This window comes from Granulicella aggregans, from assembly GCF_014203275.1.
Lineage (GTDB): Bacteria > Acidobacteriota > Terriglobia > Terriglobales > Acidobacteriaceae > Edaphobacter.
Map to the genome: position 1 here is coordinate 147,295 of NZ_JACHIP010000002.1, position 16,156 is coordinate 163,450.

Below are 16,156 nucleotides of genomic sequence, written 5' to 3' on the forward strand. Positions count from 1 at the left end.
CAAAGCTAGTCCCGATTTTGAATAGCCCGCCCCAAGGAGCCTATGCCGTCCTCTGATTCCCTGCTGCCACCGCTTACCACCGAAGAGATCGAGGGCGGGGCTGCGGCTGTTGAGGTACTCCAGGCAACGAAACAGCGCAATCTCGAAGGAACAGCGCTTAAGGCGACCCTTTGGACCGCAGGGTCCTATGGGATCTCTCAGTCTCTGAGGTTGGTAAACAACACACTGCTCACGCACATGTTGGTGCCAGAATACTTCGGCCTTATGGGCCTCGTAAGCACGATCACGCTGGGAGCGACCCTGATCTCTGACATTGGTCTCCTTCCCGGAGTGATCGGATCACCGCGCGGCGACGAGCCTATATTTCTTGATACAGCGTGGACGATCCAGGTTGTTCGCGGCTGTTTCCTCTGGGTTGTCGCTCTCATCCTTACAATACCTGCCGCACACTTTTATCGCGATTCCCGACTCTACATGCTGATTCCGATTGTCGCGTTCAGCACAGTCATCGACGGCTTTGCCAGCAGCAACCTGATGACGGCCGCTCGACATATCGGCGTCAAGCGGCTGTTGATGATCGATCTTTCCAGCCAGATAGTCACGATTCTTGTCACCTATGGTCTCGCGGTGGCCACCCACAGCATCTGGTCGCTCGTGGGTGGATCTCTTGCTGCCTCGGTTCTGAAGACCTCGATAAGCCACCTGCCGAAGATTCTTCCGGGAAGGAGGAACTCCTTCGCCTGGGAGAAAGACGCGGTCCACAGCCTCGTTCATTTCGGGAAGTGGATCATGCTCGGGACGGCGCTTTACTATATGGCGTCGCAGGCTGACCGGCTTATCCTGGGACGGCTTGTCGGGGCTAGTATCCTAGGCGTATATATCGTCGCCTTCACCTTTGCGGATATTCCGCGACAGGTCATCCAGCAGTTCTCCTACCGTGTAGGTCTTCCCTTCATCTCGAAGCTGGTTCATCTGCCCCTGCCGGAGTTCCGCAAGAACTGCCTGAAGTATCGTTTCTACGTGCTTGCCGCTGGTTCGTTGGTCCTCAGCCTGGTAGTCAACTTCGGTGGCACCATCATCCCTCACCTTTATGACAAACGTTACGCCGACACGGCGTGGATGATCCCAATCCTTGCGCTTGGTCTATGGCATACGCTGATGTACGCAACCATCGGCGATATTCTCTTCGCGCTCGGGAAGTCAAAGTACAACGCCATCGGAACGGCATGCTATTGCGCTACGATGTTCCTCGCTCTCCCTATCGCGTATGCTCACTTCGGTCTGCGCGGTGCGGTCATCAGCGTGGCTGCAGGCGACTTCCCCTTTTACTTGGTGCTGACCTGGGGTGTCTGGAAGGAGAAGGTCAGTGTGTGGCGGCAGGACATCTATTCGACGGCGATGTTTCTCGGATTTCTCGGCATCGGCCACTTCGTCAAGAAGCTCATTCTGGGATAAGCAGGGCCTCTGAACTATGCTCAAGAACCTCATCAGAAAGATTGCCTTCAGGACCGGGAGACTTACGTCGCTCTACCTGAAGTTATGCGGTCCGGGCGGCTCCGAGTACGCCGACTTTCTGCGCGCGCGAAAGGTCTTTCACGCTCAGGGCGAGCACTGCAGCATCCTGATGTCGACCCAGTTCTCTGATCCAAAGTATGTCGAACTAGGCAATAATGTTCAGTTCGCGACGTGTACCATCCTGGGTCACGACGGCTCGAACGCGATGCTGAACCGCGCATACAACGTCGCGCTCGAGGGAGTCGGAGCGGTCCGTATCAAGGACAATGTCTTCATCGGGCATAACGCGATCGTCATGCCCGGCATTACGATTGGCCCCAACGCGATCGTCGCCGCGGGGGCGGTCGTCACGAAGGACGTTCCTCCGGGAACCGTAGTTGGCGGTGTTCCGGCACGGGTTATCGGAAACATCGAAGATCTGCTCGCAAGGCGAATCGAAGAGTCAGCAAATCTTCCCTGGGCCGACTTGATTGCAAAACGAGGGGTTCGCGGATTCGATCCGGCCATGGAACCCGAGCTGGTCGCCCGGCGCGTTGCGTACTTCTTCAAGGAGAGTTCCGAGGCGTAACTCCCGGACAACCGTATGACCTCCAGCGCCAATTCGCTTCGCATCACCTTTCTTCTGCCTATGTCCGCGGCCAAGCCGGCGGGGGGCTTCAAGGTGGTGTACGAGTACGCGAATTTTTTAGTCGCGCGAGGCCATCAGGTGAAGGTCATCCATCCGAACCTGCTGCGGATCGATGAGCCGCTGTCTTCTCTTGGGTTGAAGGCAAAGATAAAAGCGGTGATGCGTTACTTCAAGATGAAGTGGACGAACGGCTATCGCCCCGATCACTGGTTTACCGTCTCCCCTGCTGTAGGCATGCCCTGGACGAAGGATCTTTCGGCGGCGAATGTTCCCGATGCGGATATCGTTGTCGCCACGGCGTGGGAGACAGTCGAGTGGGCGATCACCTACCCTCCGGGCAAGGGCAGACGTTTCTATATCATTCAACATCTCGAGACTTGGTCCGGACCGGAAGAGCGCGTCTTCGACACATGGAAGGCGCCGTTCGAAAAGATCGTCATCGCCGGATGGCTGCAGCGCATCGCCACCGAGATGGGACTGACGTCTCATCTGATCCCCAACGGCATGGACTTCACCCGGTTTAGGCAGACGGTGCCATCTGAAGATCGCGATCCGCATCAGTTGCTGATGCTGTATCACATCGTGGAATGGAAGGGTTCAGCGGACGGTCTCGCGGCCTTTGAGATTGCGCGACAGACGATTCCGGAGCTACGTCTGACACTGTTCGGCATCGATCCCGCGCCGCCGAAGTTGCCGCCGGGAGTCGAATATCACCACCAACCGCCGCAGGATATGCTGAACAGCTTCTACAACCGCGCCGCGGTCTTCATCAGCCCAAGCTGGACCGAAGGCTGGGGGCTGCCGCCAGCGGAGGCTCTGATGTGCGGTGGTGCGATCGCCGTGACACGCGGTGGAGCCGACGAGGCATTTGCGATAGACAACGAGACCGCGCTGGTGAGCCCGATCAAAGATCCGGCTGCGCTCGCGGCGAACATCATCCGGCTCGTGCTCGATAGGGAACTTCGACTAAGGCTGGCAAAGCAGGGACATGAACTAATTCAGCAATTCACGTGGGAACGCTCGGGCATCGCGCTTGAAGCTTTGATGCTTGACGCCGTCGCGCCCATGGCCGAGCATGCGAACGCAGAGATCGAGACGACCGTATGAGCGACACCACTGCCAATTCGTCCCTTCCACGCATCGGTGTTGTCGTCATCGGACGCAATGAAGGCGAGCGCCTGCGCGCCTGCCTCACCTCGGTCCTAGCGATGAACTATCCCGGCGACCTGCTGGACGTGATCTATGTCGACTCCTCTTCGACTGACGGGTCGGTCGCGTTGGCAAAGAGCATGGGAGTGAGGACGATCGTGCTCGATGGACCAACGACAGCCGCGCGTGGTCGCAACGCTGGTTGGACAGCGACGGATACTCCGTTCATTCTCTTTCTCGATGGCGATACGCTGCTCAATGCGGAGTTTGTCGCTACTTCCCTACCCCGGCTTGCGGACGGGAGCATCGCCGGCGTCTACGGGGATCGGCGCGAGATGCGGACCGCCGATTCGATCTACAACGCCATCTTCGACATGGACTGGAACGCGGCATCGAGCACGGGCAGCAGTTGGTCGATCTTCTTTGGCGGCGATGCCCTTGTCCGCCGGTCGGCGCTCGAGAGCGTCGGCGGCTATAACGAATCTCTGATCGCAGGCGAAGAGCCGGATCTCTGCCGTCGCATGCGCGGCCTTGGCAATCGCATCCTGCATATCGATGCGCCCATGACGCTGCATGACCTGGCGATGTACACCCTCAAGCAGTACTGGCGGCGATCCGTTCGCACCGGCTATGCGTATGCCGAGATCTCTTCGATGTACGCGAACACGAACGATCCACTCTGGAGCGCCGAAAGCAGCAGCAACTGGACACGCGGGATATTCTGGACCTGCGGGCCAGCGTTTGCGACTCTGCTTTCGATCCTGATGTGGTCGCTACTACCCTTATTTCTCTTCCTTCTCGTCGCGCTCGCACTGTTCGCACGCACCGCGATGAAGGTTCGAAGCCGCACTGAATCCACGAAGTTATTGGCCGCCTACAGCGTTCACTCCCACCTGCAGCAGATTCCGATCTTCTTCGGCCAGCTTCGATATCGCAGGCAGCGCCAGCGCGGCGGCAACGCAGCGATCATCGAGTACAAATCCACCCCATAACCCTCTGGAGCGGGACGATGTTCAAGGACTTCAAGGAAGACTGGGCAAACTATAACGGCGCCATCGGCCACCGTGGTCTGTGGGCGATGGCAACCTATCGCTTCGGGCAATGGCGCTACACCATCAAGTCAGGATTGATCCGCAAGCCTTTCTCGATGCTCTACAAGGTGTTGAAGGTCTTCAGTGAGATGGTCACCGGCGTCGAACTTCCCTGCGAGACAGTCGTCGGCAAGCGACTCATGATCGAACACGCCTTCGACATCGTCGTCAGCGGCGACGCCGTGCTCGGCGATGATGTCATCCTGCGCAACGGCGTCACCATCGGCCTGCGCCACCGGCTCGTTCGCGGATCGCCAGTGATCGGCAATCGCTGTGACATCGGGGCAGGAGCGAAGATTCTGGGACCCATCAAGATTGGGGACGATGTCGCCATAGGGGCAAACGCGGTCGTCATCACGGACGTGCCCTCGAACTCGATTGCAGTTGGCATTCCGGCGAAGATACGCCCCCGCAAGCCGGAGGCGATCGCCGCGCTACCGGAAGATTATGAGGCCAACGAACTTACGTCGCTTTGATTGCAAACCTCACGAGGCAGCGGGAGGCATTGCGTGCTGCGAGTGCGTTAGCCGATTCAGGAAACCCAGACTTGCAGCCTGAATGGCATTTGGCGTGAAACACAGTATTGCGTAAAGCACGTAGATAACTGCCCAGGCAGCTTGCCGCTTTACTGTCATCTGCCGGTTTGGAGGAGTTTCATCTCCGGACTTTCGCTGGATCTTCCCATCCATGAACAAAAGCAGTACGGTGATGCTCGCGATGTGGATGTAAATCCAGCGATTCCAATCGTATGCATAGACAAACAGAATGACCGTGCCGAGAAACGATATTACGACCGTCGTCCATAAGACAGCAACCTCGCGTTTCATCCGCGAGCGGAGCATCCGGGCACTCTCTGCAACCGCCGGTAGAATGGCGATGGCTGCGAAGATGGGGAACACCACCAGAAAATGGTACTTCCGCATACTGTCCAGCGTATTCGCGCGTGCGTAGGCCATGCTTCGAGTGAAATACGCAATTGCACCGCCGGCACAGATCTGCGAGTTCCCTTCCAGATCTAATTTGTAACCGAGCGAAGAACATATCTGCGATGCCGCCTCTACGTTGCCGCTGTGTTGGGAGCAAAGGTACGCAACCGCCAGCCCCAGTAAGGCCGGCACGGAGCACTCGATCGCCGCCTGCCGCACGGTCTTGCCGCTGATGACGAGAAGGGCAAAAAAGTATGGCGCATAGAACACCATCCCTTCGTGCGACAGCACTACCAAAACCACCGCAATCGACATGTAGAGCGACGCCATAATCCCACTTATCTGAAATTTGGATAGAAGGACAGCGAACACCGAAAGCGTGGCGAGGTAGAGGATCTCTTTGTTGAACCCGTTGTGCGGGTGCAGGATCTGGAACCAGAAAGTGGCAGGGGACAACAGGAGCGCCATAAGCCACACATTCCGTGAAGATGCCATTGCGAGACTTCGGACAGAAACAAAGATCAGTGCATAAAGCGCGAAACACGAGACCAGAAGAAATGCCACGGGGGAGACGTGAAACAGCTTTCCAAGCAGGTAGAAGACTTCACCCGGTAGCCCCCGTCGTACAAATCCTCCTTCGTAACTGATGAGCCATTGCCCTAGGACCCACCCCCGGGCTGTCTTGGTAAGGACGAAGCCGAGAACGAAGGTGACTGCTCCAACCAACGAAAAGAAGACATTGACCCAAATCCGTGGAAATTGGATTTTTGCCCATGCCTGTGGGGCAGAGCGCACCGGTCCGCTCCGAGTTTGCAGATCAACGTGGAGGGGTCCAGACGGTCTCGCATCCGGTTGCTGGGGTTGACGGAGTGTCTGCATAAATATTTGATGGAAAGGGATGGTGCACCCGAGAAGATTCGAACTTCTGACCTACAGCTTCGGAGGCTGCCGCTCTATCCAGCTGAGCTACGGGTGCATGGCTTAAGCCTAGCACGACCTGTCGGACACTTCCATCCGGCAAACACCCGAAGTTGACACCTGCCGCGTCACGCTTGAACATCGGAGACGTTCGTGTAGCCGATTCGAAGAAAGCGAGACCCTCCGAAATGTTCCTCCGCTCCCTTGCCTGTACGCTGCTGCTTGCCAGTTCCACTCTCGCCGTCCCGACGCTGGGTTGCGCCGCCCAGACAGCCGACTCCGGCAAGCCCCTCGCCAGCCCCGCCGCGACCGCCATGGCGACAGTGGGCGACGCCAAGATCACGATCGCCTACAATGCTCCCTCGGTGCGCGGCCGCAAGATCGTGGGCGGCCTGGTTCCCTACGGAAAGGTCTGGCGCACCGGCGCGAACCCCGCCACTACTATTACCACCACATCCGACCTGCACTTCGGAAAGCTGCTGGTGCCAGCTGGGACGCACACCATCTACAGCTACCCCAGCGAAAAGGAGTGGCTGTTGATCCTCAACAAGCAGACGGGCCAGTGGGGCACAGAGTATGACATTACTCAGGACCTGGGTCGGGTACCGATGACCGCGAAGCCGATGGCCAGCCCGCAGGAAGTCATGTCCATCAGCTTCGAGAACACGACGGCTACCTCGGCCGAGCTGCATGTGCGTTGGGAGAAGACAGACGAGTTTGTGAAGATTACGAAGTAGTCGCGAATCGGGTGCCCCACGTCTCGTTTCTGAGACGTGGGTGGATCGCCCAGTCGTTAGCGCCAGTCGTCCCGAGTCTGAGCCTGATCTGCGAAGACCGCATCGAAGTTCTCCGTCTTCTTGATGAGGATGTCCCCCATCAATGCGGGCTGATTCAGCAGAACAGCCTGAAGCCTTACCAGCTCCAGCATTGCCAGAAACATGCAAATCAGCGCGCGCTCCGAGTGCGTCTGGTGCAGCAGCTTGCGCAGTGAGACCGGCTTCTCCTCCATCAGCAGCCGGCGCTTCACATACTCGATCATCTGCGCAACCGTCACCGATTCCTCGTCCACATTCAGCACCGGTCGCGACCTCATCCGGGCCAGAATGTCCTGGAAGACACGAACCAGATCCGGGACATCTGCGGCGATCTCGCGCTCGGCACTCGTGTCCTCGCGAAACTCGCGAATGCCGGGGACCGACCAGGTCGCCTCTTCGATCTGCTGCTTCTGCATGAGCATCTGCGCGGCAGCCTTGAAGCGCTCGTGCTCCAGCAGACGCTCTACCAACTCGCGGCGCGGATCTTCGGAATCAGCCCCCGTAACATCGCTGGGGTCGCGTGGCAGCATGGTCTTGCTCTTGATGTGGATCAGCAGCGACGCCATGTAGATGAACTCGCCTGCAGAATCGACATCGACTTGCTTGAGGTGGTGCGTGTACTCGAGAAACTGCGACGTGATCTGCGAGATCGGGATGTCGTAGATGTCTATATTTTGCTTGCGGATCAGGTCGAGCAGTAGGTCGAACGGCCCATCATAGACCTGTCCCACGGTGACGGAGAACGGCGACTGTGAAGCTTCTTCCTTGGCGGCTGAATTCTTCTTCGCGTCGCCGCGCTTCGACTCCGGCAGGGGCGCAGCGATGGGACGGGACTCGAGCGCGAAGGGCTCCTGCAGAGTAGGCTCGCTCACTGCATCGTTTTCTTTCGAAGAGTCCCCAGAACCGTCATCTTGAGCGGAGCGCAGCGGAGTCGAAGGACCTGCATCTCCGCTCACTGCCGCACTCTCGCTTGGATCTTCAGCCTCAACTGCGTCGCTTTGAACAATCTCCTCGGCCATGACTATCTCAACCCCATCGCTCTGCGAACGTCACTCATCGTCAGGTTCGCACGCTCGTTGGCCTTGATGTTTCCGGCCTCAAGGATCGCGGCAACTTCCTCTGGATGGGACTCATAGTAAGCTCGCCTTTCCTGGATCGGCTTCAGTTCCTTTACAACTGCGTCCGCGAGCCAGCCCTTGCACTGAATGCAACCAATGCCCGCAGTCGTGCAGCCCTGGCGGACCTCCGCCTGCACGTCATCGCTCGAGAAGACCTTGTGCAGATCGAAGACCGGGCAGACGTCCGGATTGCCCGGATCAGTCCGCCTCACGCGTGCTGGATCGGTCACCATCGTCTTCAACTTCGCGCGAATATCCGGCTCAGTCTCGGACAACAGAATCGTATTGCCGTAGCTCTTCGACATCTTGCGACCGTCGAGTCCTGGCAGCTTTGGCGAGGGCGTCAGCATAACAGCAGGTTCGGGAAGAATCTCGTTGACCGGAGCAATCTGCGATAGCTCGGCCGTAAGTTTCTCCTTATCGGAGTGAGCTTCGGACAGGACCGACGTCGTCTTCGATCCGTAGATGTGATTGAACCGTCGCGCAATCTCACGCGTGATCTCGACGTGCGCTGCCTGATCCTGACCTACCGGAACGTACTTCGGCTTGTACAGCAGGATGTCCGCCGACTGCAGCAGCGGATATCCGAGAAAGCCATAGGTCGCGAGGTCTTTCTCCTTTAGCTGTTCCTGCTGGTCCTTATACGTGGGAACACGCTCCAGCCAAGTCACGGGCGTGATGTTGCTCAAGAGCAGGTGGAGAACCGCATGAGCCGGTACCGCGCTCTGAATGAAGATGGTGCATCGGCTCGGATCAAGTCCCGCCGCGAGGAAGTCCAGGACGACGTCGTCAATATTGGCGTTGATCTTCGAGGTGTCCGCGTAGTCCGTCGTCAGCGCATGCCAGTCCGCGATGAAGAAGTAGCACTCGAACTCGTGCTGCAGCTTGACCCAGTTGTACAGCGCTCCCATGTAGTTTCCGAGATGCAGTTTTCCTGTCGGCCGCATGCCGCTCAGCACGCGTGGCCGTCCGCCGGCAGGGGCCGGATTTTGCCCTAATTCAGTCGTCGAAAGTGTCATTCCCTGCTGTGTTCCTCAATAGGCCATGGTACTTGATCGACCAGTGTTAAAGCGCGTTCAGGACGCTATCAAAGATCGTCAGCATCGGGACCAGAATGAACATGATGATTCGGAAGCCGATGAAAAAGAAGGCGATCATCAGGTAGAAGCTCCAACTGTCGAAGGTCTGCTGAGCGTTGTAGGGCAAGAAGTAGCGCAACACCTTCCCGCCGTCGAGCGACGGCAGAGGGATCAAGTTGAAGGCGAAGAGCAGCAGATTCACCAGGATGCCGTAGTAGAGAAACAGCAGGATGGGGAAGATCGGCGGCAGGTCGAGCGTCGAGACCATGGGATCGCGGAAGGCCAGTCGCGAGGCGATATCGAGCGACTCCGTCGTGCCGGCAACCGTATGCTTTAGCACCACCAGTATAGCCAGGCAGACCGCAGCCGCCGCCAGGTGCGCAAGCGGGCCGGTCAGATAGATAAACATCTCATCTTTGTAGCGCTTCAGGTTGCGCGTTGTGATCGGGATGGGCTTGCCCCAGCCGAGCACCAGAGGGCTGCGAAAGATGAAGAGGGCGGGCCAAATGATCGTCCCGAGAACGTCGTAGTGCTTCAGCGGGTTCAGGCTGATCCGGCCGAGCATCTTGGCTGTTGGGTCGCCGAGGCGATTAGCCATCCATGCCTGGGCGGCATCGTGGATCGAAATCGCCAAAAGAAGAACAACAAATTCAAAGATTGCGAGTGCAACGTCCTGACTCATGCTTCAAGCTTATCGGAAGCATGAGTCAGGCGCAGAGCCGAGGGCCATCGAGGTAGAGCTATTGCAGTGAGAAAACCGCGTACACAGTAGCGGACCTGGAGATCTTCGCGGGGCTGATTGCGAGGGGCTGGAATCGCTCTCGAGCATCGGAAATCTTGGCGAAGGCGTTCAACCTGTCGAACTGACGGGGTTGCGCGTTTGAAGGCGTTTGATTGCTGGCATAGACCAGCGGTCCAAGCGTCACCTTCAGTCCCTTCGCCATTCCCTCCGCGATCTGCTGAGCATGCACCAGCGCCTTCGTTGCGGCTTCAGATTCGAGCGCCTGATCGTCTACAAGTTGCCAGTCGATCCCACCGCTGTTATTCGCTCCCGCCGTAATCGCCAGATGCAACGTCTCCGCGGCATCCTTCGCCGGCACCGTGACGCCCCACGACTGCGCCGCTACGAACCGAATTCCTTTGCTATACCGCACCTTGTCGTTGTCATCGATCGCCGTCAGATTCTGCTCGCGGCTCTCAATCCCCTCGGCCTTCACTCCGGCGTCCTTGAGTGCCTTTACTACGGCGTTCGAGACCTTCGACGCCTCCCCATAGGTCGAATCCTGATCCGGCCCATACACCGTGAACCCGATCGAGACGATCGCCCGGTCTGCAATTGCCTGTGCCTCGTCCGTCGTAGTGATAGCGATCGTCCGGTTATCTTTGTTCACCTGAATCGTCTGCGCTTGCGCCGCAAACGTCATCGCCGCAAGCGCGACCACTGAAAGTCCAATTCTGTACATAATTCCTCGTTCGAGAGTCTTCAGCGGCCAAGCCGCAGGTGGGTTAGACGTCGCCATCCTGCTTTTCGAGCAGATCGGCCAGCGTCTCTTGATGCTTCGGCTTCGCCGCGAGCTTCTGTTTGGGGTCCGGAATGACGCGCTCCGGCGGCGGCGTGCCGACGCGGTCTCGCGCATTCTCCTTGACCGCCTTCACAATCGAAAACACTCTCTTTTTTGCCTTCTTCATGCCACTTTCTTTCCCCATCACCAAGAACAAAAGCTGGCGACTCGGTCATTATCCACTACTTCACTCTGAGACACACAAGGCCTAAGATACTGGAGGCGCAGAAGTATTGCCCGCGTCGGCACCAAAAGGGGAGGGACACCACGCATGGAAGAACGCGATTTTTTTGATGAACGGCCCGAGAGCCGTACGCATACGATCACATGTCCGCACTGCGGTCAGCCCGGGGAGTACGAGGTAAGCTGGCTGGTCCGCCGGAAGAAGGCCCAGCTCCCGCGCGGTGCAGACGACCGGGACCGCGCCCGCTTCGCCAAGGCACAGAGCTATATGGTCCGCCGCGACGACATGCTCGGCTGCAAAAACATTCGATGCCGCAAGCGCTTCGACGTGACCAGCATCCAGTCAGTGGCGTTCATTTAGAACGCGGCGTCGGGGGATGCGACCGGAGGGATCAACGAACCACTCCGGCCGACCGATAGCGAAGAAGGTCAGCAAGCGGCGGGGACTGGATGACATCTATAGACTGCCTCAGATGGCTTGAAGCTGACGTACCGACCGGGTTACCAGGGTAGGGCGAGACCCTGCAGAGGCGATCTAACGCCTTGAGCGCGTTGCTATAATCGACGCACCGAAAGCTAATTCACAGATCAATTCAGCTCAGCGTTTGCAATCGTGTAAGAAGCCGGAAAGGCCAACCACCCATGCTGCTGTCGGATTCCCCTGTCAAATTGAATTATGCCGAACCGGACCCAGGATGGACGCTTTTCGATAAGGTGCTGGTTTGGGCCATTGCGGTTTATGGTGCGATGGCGTCGCTCCTTCTGCTCTTGACACCGAAGCTGTTCCTTCCGGCCGAAGACGCGGCGATCCTCTTTCAGTTCAGCCGGAACCTAGCAGTCAACGGCGCCATCACGTTCATTCCGATGGGCCCGCGCGCTGAAGGTGCAACCGACTTCGCTTGGATGGCGCTGATCTCGCTGGGTATGAAGCTGCACATCGATCCGATGTGGCTGGTGGCGGTACTGAATGTTGCGTCGATTCTGCTGCTGGCGGACCTTCTGATCAGGATCGCAGGGCGCAAGCCGAAGTTGCTCTCTCTGTTCTTCGTAGTGGGCACCATCGCCCTGATGCCACAGATCGTGGCGGCGATCGGGGGCTTTTCAAGCCTGCCGTTCGCCTATCTGCTGATTGCGTTCGTTTACTTCTTTCTTCAAAGAAACGATGCTGCGATGGCAATCGCCGGCCTGGTGCTTTGCCTCTTCCGTCCGGACGGAGTGGTGTTTGTCGTTCCCATGCTGATTGCCGGTCTGATGATCTATCCGGCTCGTTCGCGGCGGCTGGCGCTTTACACGGTTTTGTTTGTTGTGCCGGGACTCTGCTACTTCGTCTGGCGTTGGCATTACTTCGGCCAGATGCTACCGCTGCCCTTCCTTGTGAAAGCAAGTGCGCCGCGCATCTGGCATCTGTTTGTCGAGACCTCGCTGAAGCAATGGAAGCTTCTTGGCCTCTTCTCCCTGGTAGTGCTGATCTTTGCAATGCGCGGGCGTCTAGCTGATGCCCGGAACCGGGCTGTTCTGTTGTGCATCGTTGTGCTGCCGAACCTGTTTTACCTCGCCATGCGACTGGACCAGAACGTCGGCCACCGGTTCTTCATCTATCTGCCGATCGGGACGGCGCTGCTGATTGCGATGAACTGGACGGAGCTGCGCCTGAAGGCGCCGACGCTGCTGCGGCTAAGCGTTCTCCTGTGGGTAGTGCTGATCGCGCGGATCTGGTTCACAGAAGGCAAATATGCTTACGTTCTGCAGTACGACAACCGGCGCGCCATCGCGCAGGAGATGGCGAACCTGCCGCCCGGCAAGCTGATCCTGAGCGAAGCGGGGCTGGTAACGTATTACTCACATTGGGCCGTGTACGACCCGTGGGGCTTGAATACCGCGGATTTTGCAAAGCGGCTCTTCAAGCCGTCGGACGTAGAGGAGATCAAGCCGGACCTTATCCTGGTCTACACGGGTGGCGATATTGACTGTTTTCGCCACGCGGATTGGGATGTTCCCTACACAGCCCGGACATGGAAGCACATGACGCGGAATGTGCTTGCGGGCGCAGACTTGGCGAACTACCAGCTTTGGCTGCTACCGGCGGGCAATACGCGCTACAGGAGCTGGAAACATGAACCGGGATGGGAGGGCGACCAGGAGTGCTGGCTCGTCCGCAAAAACGGTGTCGACGAGGCGCAACTGACCTCCATTTTGGCGCGACACGGCGGTTTGCCGGCACAGGACTATCTGGCACATTCACCAGGGCCAGGGCCGGGTGGCAATGGGTTGGAGGTCGATGGGGTGAAGCCGCCGGTCGACAACGAGAAGAGAACAGGCCTTCGGCTGGTCAAGCACTGGCTAGGCGAAGCGTGGCGCTCGCTGGATGAGTAGGCGAAGGCCCATCGATTTCGGCCTTTACGAATGAATGGACATTCAGCTATCCTTCGCTGCGTAGACGAACCCCTGAATCGAATGCTTCATTCAGCCGATACAAACCCTTTAGGCCAACTAAATGAGCAAGCTGTGATTTAATGGGTCTGTACTGAACCGACGCAGGAGAGAACAAGACCGATGGCGAACATGTTGCTGAGCCCGAAGGAACGGAATCTTACCCCGGACGAAGTGGAACACCTGGACAAGCGTCGCCGTCGCGGCCAACTCTTCCTGGTCATCTGTTTCCAGTGCCTCATCGTGTCGACGCTACTGACACTGTGGTCGGGTCAGGATCTAACCTACTCTCCGGGCTGGGCTCATCCAGTTGCCTACTGGAACGCGACCACGCTGATTCTGGCAACGTTCTTCGGCCTTACCGGACTTCGTCTACGCCGCGGGAGCACCGAGTTCATCAGCTACTAGGCTTTTGTTAGCTGGCCTCTGAAGAAACCGGAACCTCCTGCAACAGTCGTTGCGATTGCGAGCGATGCGCCAACACAGGCGTCGCCCGGCGGGATGGGTTCGGATGCTGGTTGTACACTCCGCTTCGTGGTCTCCGGCTGCAATGCCGGGCGCATTCCTTCTACCAATTTTCGCAGAACCAGCCCATTTCTCCGCATCGGAGATGGGCCTTCTTGCTTTCTGCATCCTGATTTCCGGCGGCCTCTTCTTCTGGCGCTTCGGGCCGATTCTGCGGACAATTCTGCGCTCGAAAGAGGACGCTGACTTCTCGCTGCATCCGCTTGGCCGTCGCGTCTGGGAGTTCTTCTGGGAGGTCCTCTGCCAGGCTAAGGTGATCGAGCAGCGGCCCGCGCCCGGCATCGCTCACGCGTTCGTCTTCTGGGGATTTCTCGCCTTCGCTCTGGTCAGTCTGAACCACTTCGCCGCGGGTCTGCGGCTGGGCTTCCTGCCGCCTGAGAGCCTCGTCGGCAGGTTCTACTTTGACTTCGCCGCCGTCTGGGCCGTGCTGGTCGCAGTCTCCATCGCTTCCCTCTTTATCCGACGGTTCTTCGTCCGCCCCATCTGGCTGGGCAAGAAGATTTCGTACGAGTCCGGCTTCATCTCCTTCCTTATCTTTCTGCTGATGGTCACTTATCTCGGCGCGTTCTTCGCGACCGATGGCTCCGTCACGGTCAAAGCCCTTTGGTGGACGCACACGCTAGCGCTGCTCATCTTCCTTCCGCTGATCCCGCATACCAAGCACCTGCACCTCGTCCTCAGCCCGCTGACCGTCTTCCTCAAGCGTGATGAATTTTCGAAGATCCCACCGCTCGCAGGCGACGAGGACTTCGGCCTTGTCTCTGGCAAAGATGTCACCCAGCTCATTGCGCTACAGACCTATAGCTGCGTCGAGTGCGGGCGCTGCACCGAGCACTGTCCGGCCGCGACAACGGGAAAGGTGCTCAACCCGAAGGAGATCATCCTCGGGATGCGTAGCTATCTCAATGAGTTCGGAGCTGACTCAGATGCTCCTCTCTTGAAGGAAGACGCGCCAACGAGTCACCTCTCCATGGAAGCCGCATTCCAGTGCACCACCTGCGGAAGCTGTGAGTTCCAATGCCCCGTCGGGATACAGCATCTGCCGATCATCGTAGGCCTGCGCCGTGGCGCCACCAACACCGGCCAATGGGAAGACACTTACGGCACCAAGCTCTTCCTCGCACTTGAGAAGAACGGCAACGCGCTCGGCCTCAGCGCCGTCGAACGCGATAAGTTCATCGCGAAGCAGGGCTTCCCTATCTTCGACGGCACGCAGGAATACTGCCTCTGGCTTGGCTGTATGGGTGGCTATGATCCCAAAGGCCGGGAGATTATCGCCGACTTCGCCCGCGTCATGGACTTCCTGGGCACAACCTTTGGCGTGTTGAAGAAAGAAAAATGCACCGGCGATCCGGCGCGCCGCTTAGGTAATGATCTCGTCTTCCAGACCCTGGCGGAACACGGCCTGAAGGCGCTCGAAACGGCGAAGGTGCAGAAGATCGTTGCCATCTGTCCCCACTGCGTTCGGACGATCTCAAACGACTGGCGCGAGTACGGAATCGCTCCGGAGATCGAACACCACTCCGAGTTCATGGCGCGTCACAAGGATCGCCTGCCGAAACAGTTTGAAGGCGGCGAGATCGTCTATCACGACCCCTGCTATCTGGGACGATATCGCGACGTCTACGAACAGCCTCGCGAGATCGTCGCTCTTGCCGGTGAATTGGTCGAAGCTCCGCGCAACCACGAACGCAGCTTCTGCTGCGGGGCCGGCGGCGGACTCGCCTTCCTTGGCGAAGAGTCCGGCGAGCGCGTCAGCCATGTCCGCGCAAAGGAACTTGCCGACACCGGGGCCCAGACCGTCGGCACCGCCTGTCCCTTCTGCAACACGATGTTCCGCGACGCGCTCTCCGCGGTCAGCGAAGCTCCGCCGCAGCTCTACGACATCGCGCAACTCACGGCACGAGCTTTGCCGCCGACCAAAATCTAAGCTGCGAACGTTTTCCCACTCGAACTCTGATCGCCCAACCCAACCAGTAGGCCCGCGACCGAGATATCCTCGTCCAGCGCCTCCCAATGAAGCCCATGACTGCTGATCCGCACCTGCTCGCGTTGCTCCGCACTGCTGCAAAGCAGCCTAGGGAACCACGCCAGCGGCACACCCAGCGTCCGGCCGTCGCTCAGGTCCAACCCACATGCTGTCTCCGTCGAAACGGACTCGCGTTGCACTAACCGAAGTGCTCATTCCAGGTCCTCACGATCAATTCCCGATTCTCT

At 58.4% G+C, this 16,156-nt stretch carries 17 protein-coding genes and 1 tRNA gene; 10 read left to right on the forward strand and 8 right to left on the reverse strand.

All coding sequences use genetic code 11. The features are described from left to right. Positions 1–42 precede the first annotated feature (42 nt). The 5 genes from HDF16_RS06085 to HDF16_RS06105 are packed head-to-tail and all read left to right on the forward strand — an operon-like array spanning position 43 to position 4,859. Positions 43–1,455: an oligosaccharide flippase family protein gene (locus HDF16_RS06085; protein WP_184214561.1), complete on the forward strand. Its 1,413-nt coding sequence runs from the start codon at positions 43–45 to the stop codon at positions 1,453–1,455. Between the two features lie 16 nt (positions 1,456–1,471). After that, a complete protein-coding gene (locus tag HDF16_RS31190; RefSeq protein WP_184214563.1) occupies positions 1,472–2,083 on the forward strand; it encodes an acyltransferase in 612 nt (203 codons plus the stop codon). A 15-nt stretch (positions 2,084–2,098) separates the two neighbouring features. Continuing rightward, positions 2,099–3,250: a glycosyltransferase family 4 protein gene (locus HDF16_RS06095; RefSeq protein ID WP_184214565.1), complete on the forward strand. Its 1,152-nt coding sequence runs from the start codon at positions 2,099–2,101 to the stop codon at positions 3,248–3,250. Further along, positions 3,247–4,284 carry a glycosyltransferase gene (locus tag HDF16_RS06100; protein ID WP_184214567.1) on the forward strand — a complete coding sequence of 346 codons (1,038 nt, stop codon included), beginning with the start codon at positions 3,247–3,249 and terminating at the stop codon, positions 4,282–4,284. Before HDF16_RS06095 ends, HDF16_RS06100 begins: the two co-directional genes overlap by 4 nt. Before the next feature lie 17 nt (positions 4,285–4,301). After that, positions 4,302–4,859: a serine O-acetyltransferase gene (locus HDF16_RS06105; RefSeq protein WP_184214569.1), complete on the forward strand. Its 558-nt coding sequence runs from the start codon at positions 4,302–4,304 to the stop codon at positions 4,857–4,859. A gap of 9 nt (positions 4,860–4,868) precedes the next feature. Here the strand turns inward: HDF16_RS06105 and HDF16_RS06110 are convergent, their stop codons facing one another. Continuing rightward, positions 4,869–5,777 (reverse strand): hypothetical protein, encoded by a 909-nt coding sequence (locus tag HDF16_RS06110; protein WP_221312566.1) that lies wholly within the window; start codon positions 5,775–5,777, stop codon positions 4,869–4,871. A 431-nt stretch (positions 5,778–6,208) separates the two neighbouring features. After that, positions 6,209–6,285 (reverse strand) — tRNA-Arg (locus HDF16_RS06115). Between the two features lie 130 nt (positions 6,286–6,415). Between HDF16_RS06115 and HDF16_RS06120 the strand changes: the two genes are divergently transcribed. After that, positions 6,416–6,964 carry a DUF2911 domain-containing protein gene (locus tag HDF16_RS06120; protein ID WP_184214573.1) on the forward strand — a complete coding sequence of 183 codons (549 nt, stop codon included), beginning with the start codon at positions 6,416–6,418 and terminating at the stop codon, positions 6,962–6,964. A gap of 56 nt (positions 6,965–7,020) precedes the next feature. Here HDF16_RS06120 and HDF16_RS06125 read toward each other — a convergent pair whose 3' ends face one another. The 5 genes from HDF16_RS06125 to HDF16_RS06145 are packed head-to-tail and all read right to left on the reverse strand — an operon-like array spanning position 7,021 to position 10,928. Continuing rightward, positions 7,021–8,061: a segregation and condensation protein A gene (locus HDF16_RS06125; RefSeq protein ID WP_184214575.1), complete on the reverse strand. Its 1,041-nt coding sequence runs from the start codon at positions 8,059–8,061 to the stop codon at positions 7,021–7,023. Between the two features lie 2 nt (positions 8,062–8,063). Further along, positions 8,064–9,179 (reverse strand): tryptophan--tRNA ligase, encoded by a 1,116-nt coding sequence (gene trpS / locus HDF16_RS06130; protein WP_184214577.1) that lies wholly within the window; start codon positions 9,177–9,179, stop codon positions 8,064–8,066. A 46-nt stretch (positions 9,180–9,225) separates the two neighbouring features. Next, positions 9,226–9,921 (reverse strand): site-2 protease family protein, encoded by a 696-nt coding sequence (locus tag HDF16_RS06135; RefSeq protein ID WP_184214579.1) that lies wholly within the window; start codon positions 9,919–9,921, stop codon positions 9,226–9,228. A gap of 58 nt (positions 9,922–9,979) precedes the next feature. After that, on the reverse strand, positions 9,980–10,759 hold the full coding sequence (locus tag HDF16_RS06140) for an SIMPL domain-containing protein (RefSeq protein ID WP_184214581.1): 780 nt from the start codon (positions 10,757–10,759) through the stop codon (positions 9,980–9,982). Continuing rightward, positions 10,746–10,928 carry a hypothetical protein gene (locus HDF16_RS06145; RefSeq protein ID WP_184214583.1) on the reverse strand — a complete coding sequence of 61 codons (183 nt, stop codon included), beginning with the start codon at positions 10,926–10,928 and terminating at the stop codon, positions 10,746–10,748. Before HDF16_RS06145 ends, HDF16_RS06140 begins: the two co-directional genes overlap by 14 nt. A 144-nt stretch (positions 10,929–11,072) precedes the next feature. On the opposite strand from HDF16_RS06145, the gene HDF16_RS06150 reads away from it, so the two are divergent. From HDF16_RS06150 to HDF16_RS06165, 4 genes are all read left to right on the forward strand, one after another. Then, the gene (locus tag HDF16_RS06150; protein WP_184214585.1) at positions 11,073–11,345 is read left to right on the forward strand and encodes a hypothetical protein; all 273 of its coding nucleotides are present in this window, start codon (positions 11,073–11,075) and stop codon (positions 11,343–11,345) included. 308 nt (positions 11,346–11,653) lie between these two features. Then, positions 11,654–13,357 (forward strand): hypothetical protein, encoded by a 1,704-nt coding sequence (locus tag HDF16_RS06155; RefSeq protein ID WP_184214587.1) that lies wholly within the window; start codon positions 11,654–11,656, stop codon positions 13,355–13,357. A gap of 180 nt (positions 13,358–13,537) precedes the next feature. After that, positions 13,538–13,822 carry a hypothetical protein gene (locus HDF16_RS06160; protein ID WP_184214589.1) on the forward strand — a complete coding sequence of 95 codons (285 nt, stop codon included), beginning with the start codon at positions 13,538–13,540 and terminating at the stop codon, positions 13,820–13,822. Positions 13,823–14,024: 202 nt separating this feature from the next. Then, positions 14,025–15,869 carry a (Fe-S)-binding protein gene (locus tag HDF16_RS06165; protein WP_246408790.1) on the forward strand — a complete coding sequence of 615 codons (1,845 nt, stop codon included), beginning with the start codon at positions 14,025–14,027 and terminating at the stop codon, positions 15,867–15,869. Here HDF16_RS06165 and HDF16_RS06170 read toward each other — a convergent pair. Then, positions 15,866–16,069, reverse strand: a complete 204-nt coding sequence (locus HDF16_RS06170; RefSeq protein WP_246408792.1) for a DUF2442 domain-containing protein — start codon at positions 16,067–16,069, stop codon at positions 15,866–15,868. The genes HDF16_RS06165 and HDF16_RS06170 overlap by 4 nt on opposite strands. Positions 16,070–16,156: the final 87 nt, after the last annotated feature.

Bases quoted from the DNA above. Each gene is read 5' to 3' on its own strand.
- HDF16_RS06085 (WP_184214561.1), top strand. From the start codon at position 43: ATGCCGTCCTCTGATTCCCTGCTGCCACCGCTTACCACCGAAGAGATC.
- HDF16_RS31190 (WP_184214563.1), top strand. From the start codon at position 1,472: ATGCTCAAGAACCTCATCAGAAAGATTGCCTTCAGGACCGGGAGACTT.
- HDF16_RS06095 (WP_184214565.1), top strand. From the start codon at position 2,099: ATGACCTCCAGCGCCAATTCGCTTCGCATCACCTTTCTTCTGCCTATG.
- HDF16_RS06100 (WP_184214567.1), top strand. From the start codon at position 3,247: ATGAGCGACACCACTGCCAATTCGTCCCTTCCACGCATCGGTGTTGTC.
- HDF16_RS06105 (WP_184214569.1), top strand. From the start codon at position 4,302: ATGTTCAAGGACTTCAAGGAAGACTGGGCAAACTATAACGGCGCCATC.
- HDF16_RS06110 (WP_221312566.1), bottom strand. From the start codon at position 5,777: ATGGCGCTCCTGTTGTCCCCTGCCACTTTCTGGTTCCAGATCCTGCAC.
- HDF16_RS06120 (WP_184214573.1), top strand. From the start codon at position 6,416: ATGTTCCTCCGCTCCCTTGCCTGTACGCTGCTGCTTGCCAGTTCCACT.
- HDF16_RS06125 (WP_184214575.1), bottom strand. From the start codon at position 8,061: ATGGCCGAGGAGATTGTTCAAAGCGACGCAGTTGAGGCTGAAGATCCA.
- trpS (WP_184214577.1), bottom strand. From the start codon at position 9,179: ATGACACTTTCGACGACTGAATTAGGGCAAAATCCGGCCCCTGCCGGC.
- HDF16_RS06135 (WP_184214579.1), bottom strand. From the start codon at position 9,921: ATGAGTCAGGACGTTGCACTCGCAATCTTTGAATTTGTTGTTCTTCTT.
- HDF16_RS06140 (WP_184214581.1), bottom strand. From the start codon at position 10,759: ATGGCGACGTCTAACCCACCTGCGGCTTGGCCGCTGAAGACTCTCGAA.
- HDF16_RS06145 (WP_184214583.1), bottom strand. From the start codon at position 10,928: ATGAAGAAGGCAAAAAAGAGAGTGTTTTCGATTGTGAAGGCGGTCAAG.
- HDF16_RS06150 (WP_184214585.1), top strand. From the start codon at position 11,073: ATGGAAGAACGCGATTTTTTTGATGAACGGCCCGAGAGCCGTACGCAT.
- HDF16_RS06160 (WP_184214589.1), top strand. From the start codon at position 13,538: ATGGCGAACATGTTGCTGAGCCCGAAGGAACGGAATCTTACCCCGGAC.
- HDF16_RS06165 (WP_246408790.1), top strand. From the start codon at position 14,025: ATGGGCCTTCTTGCTTTCTGCATCCTGATTTCCGGCGGCCTCTTCTTC.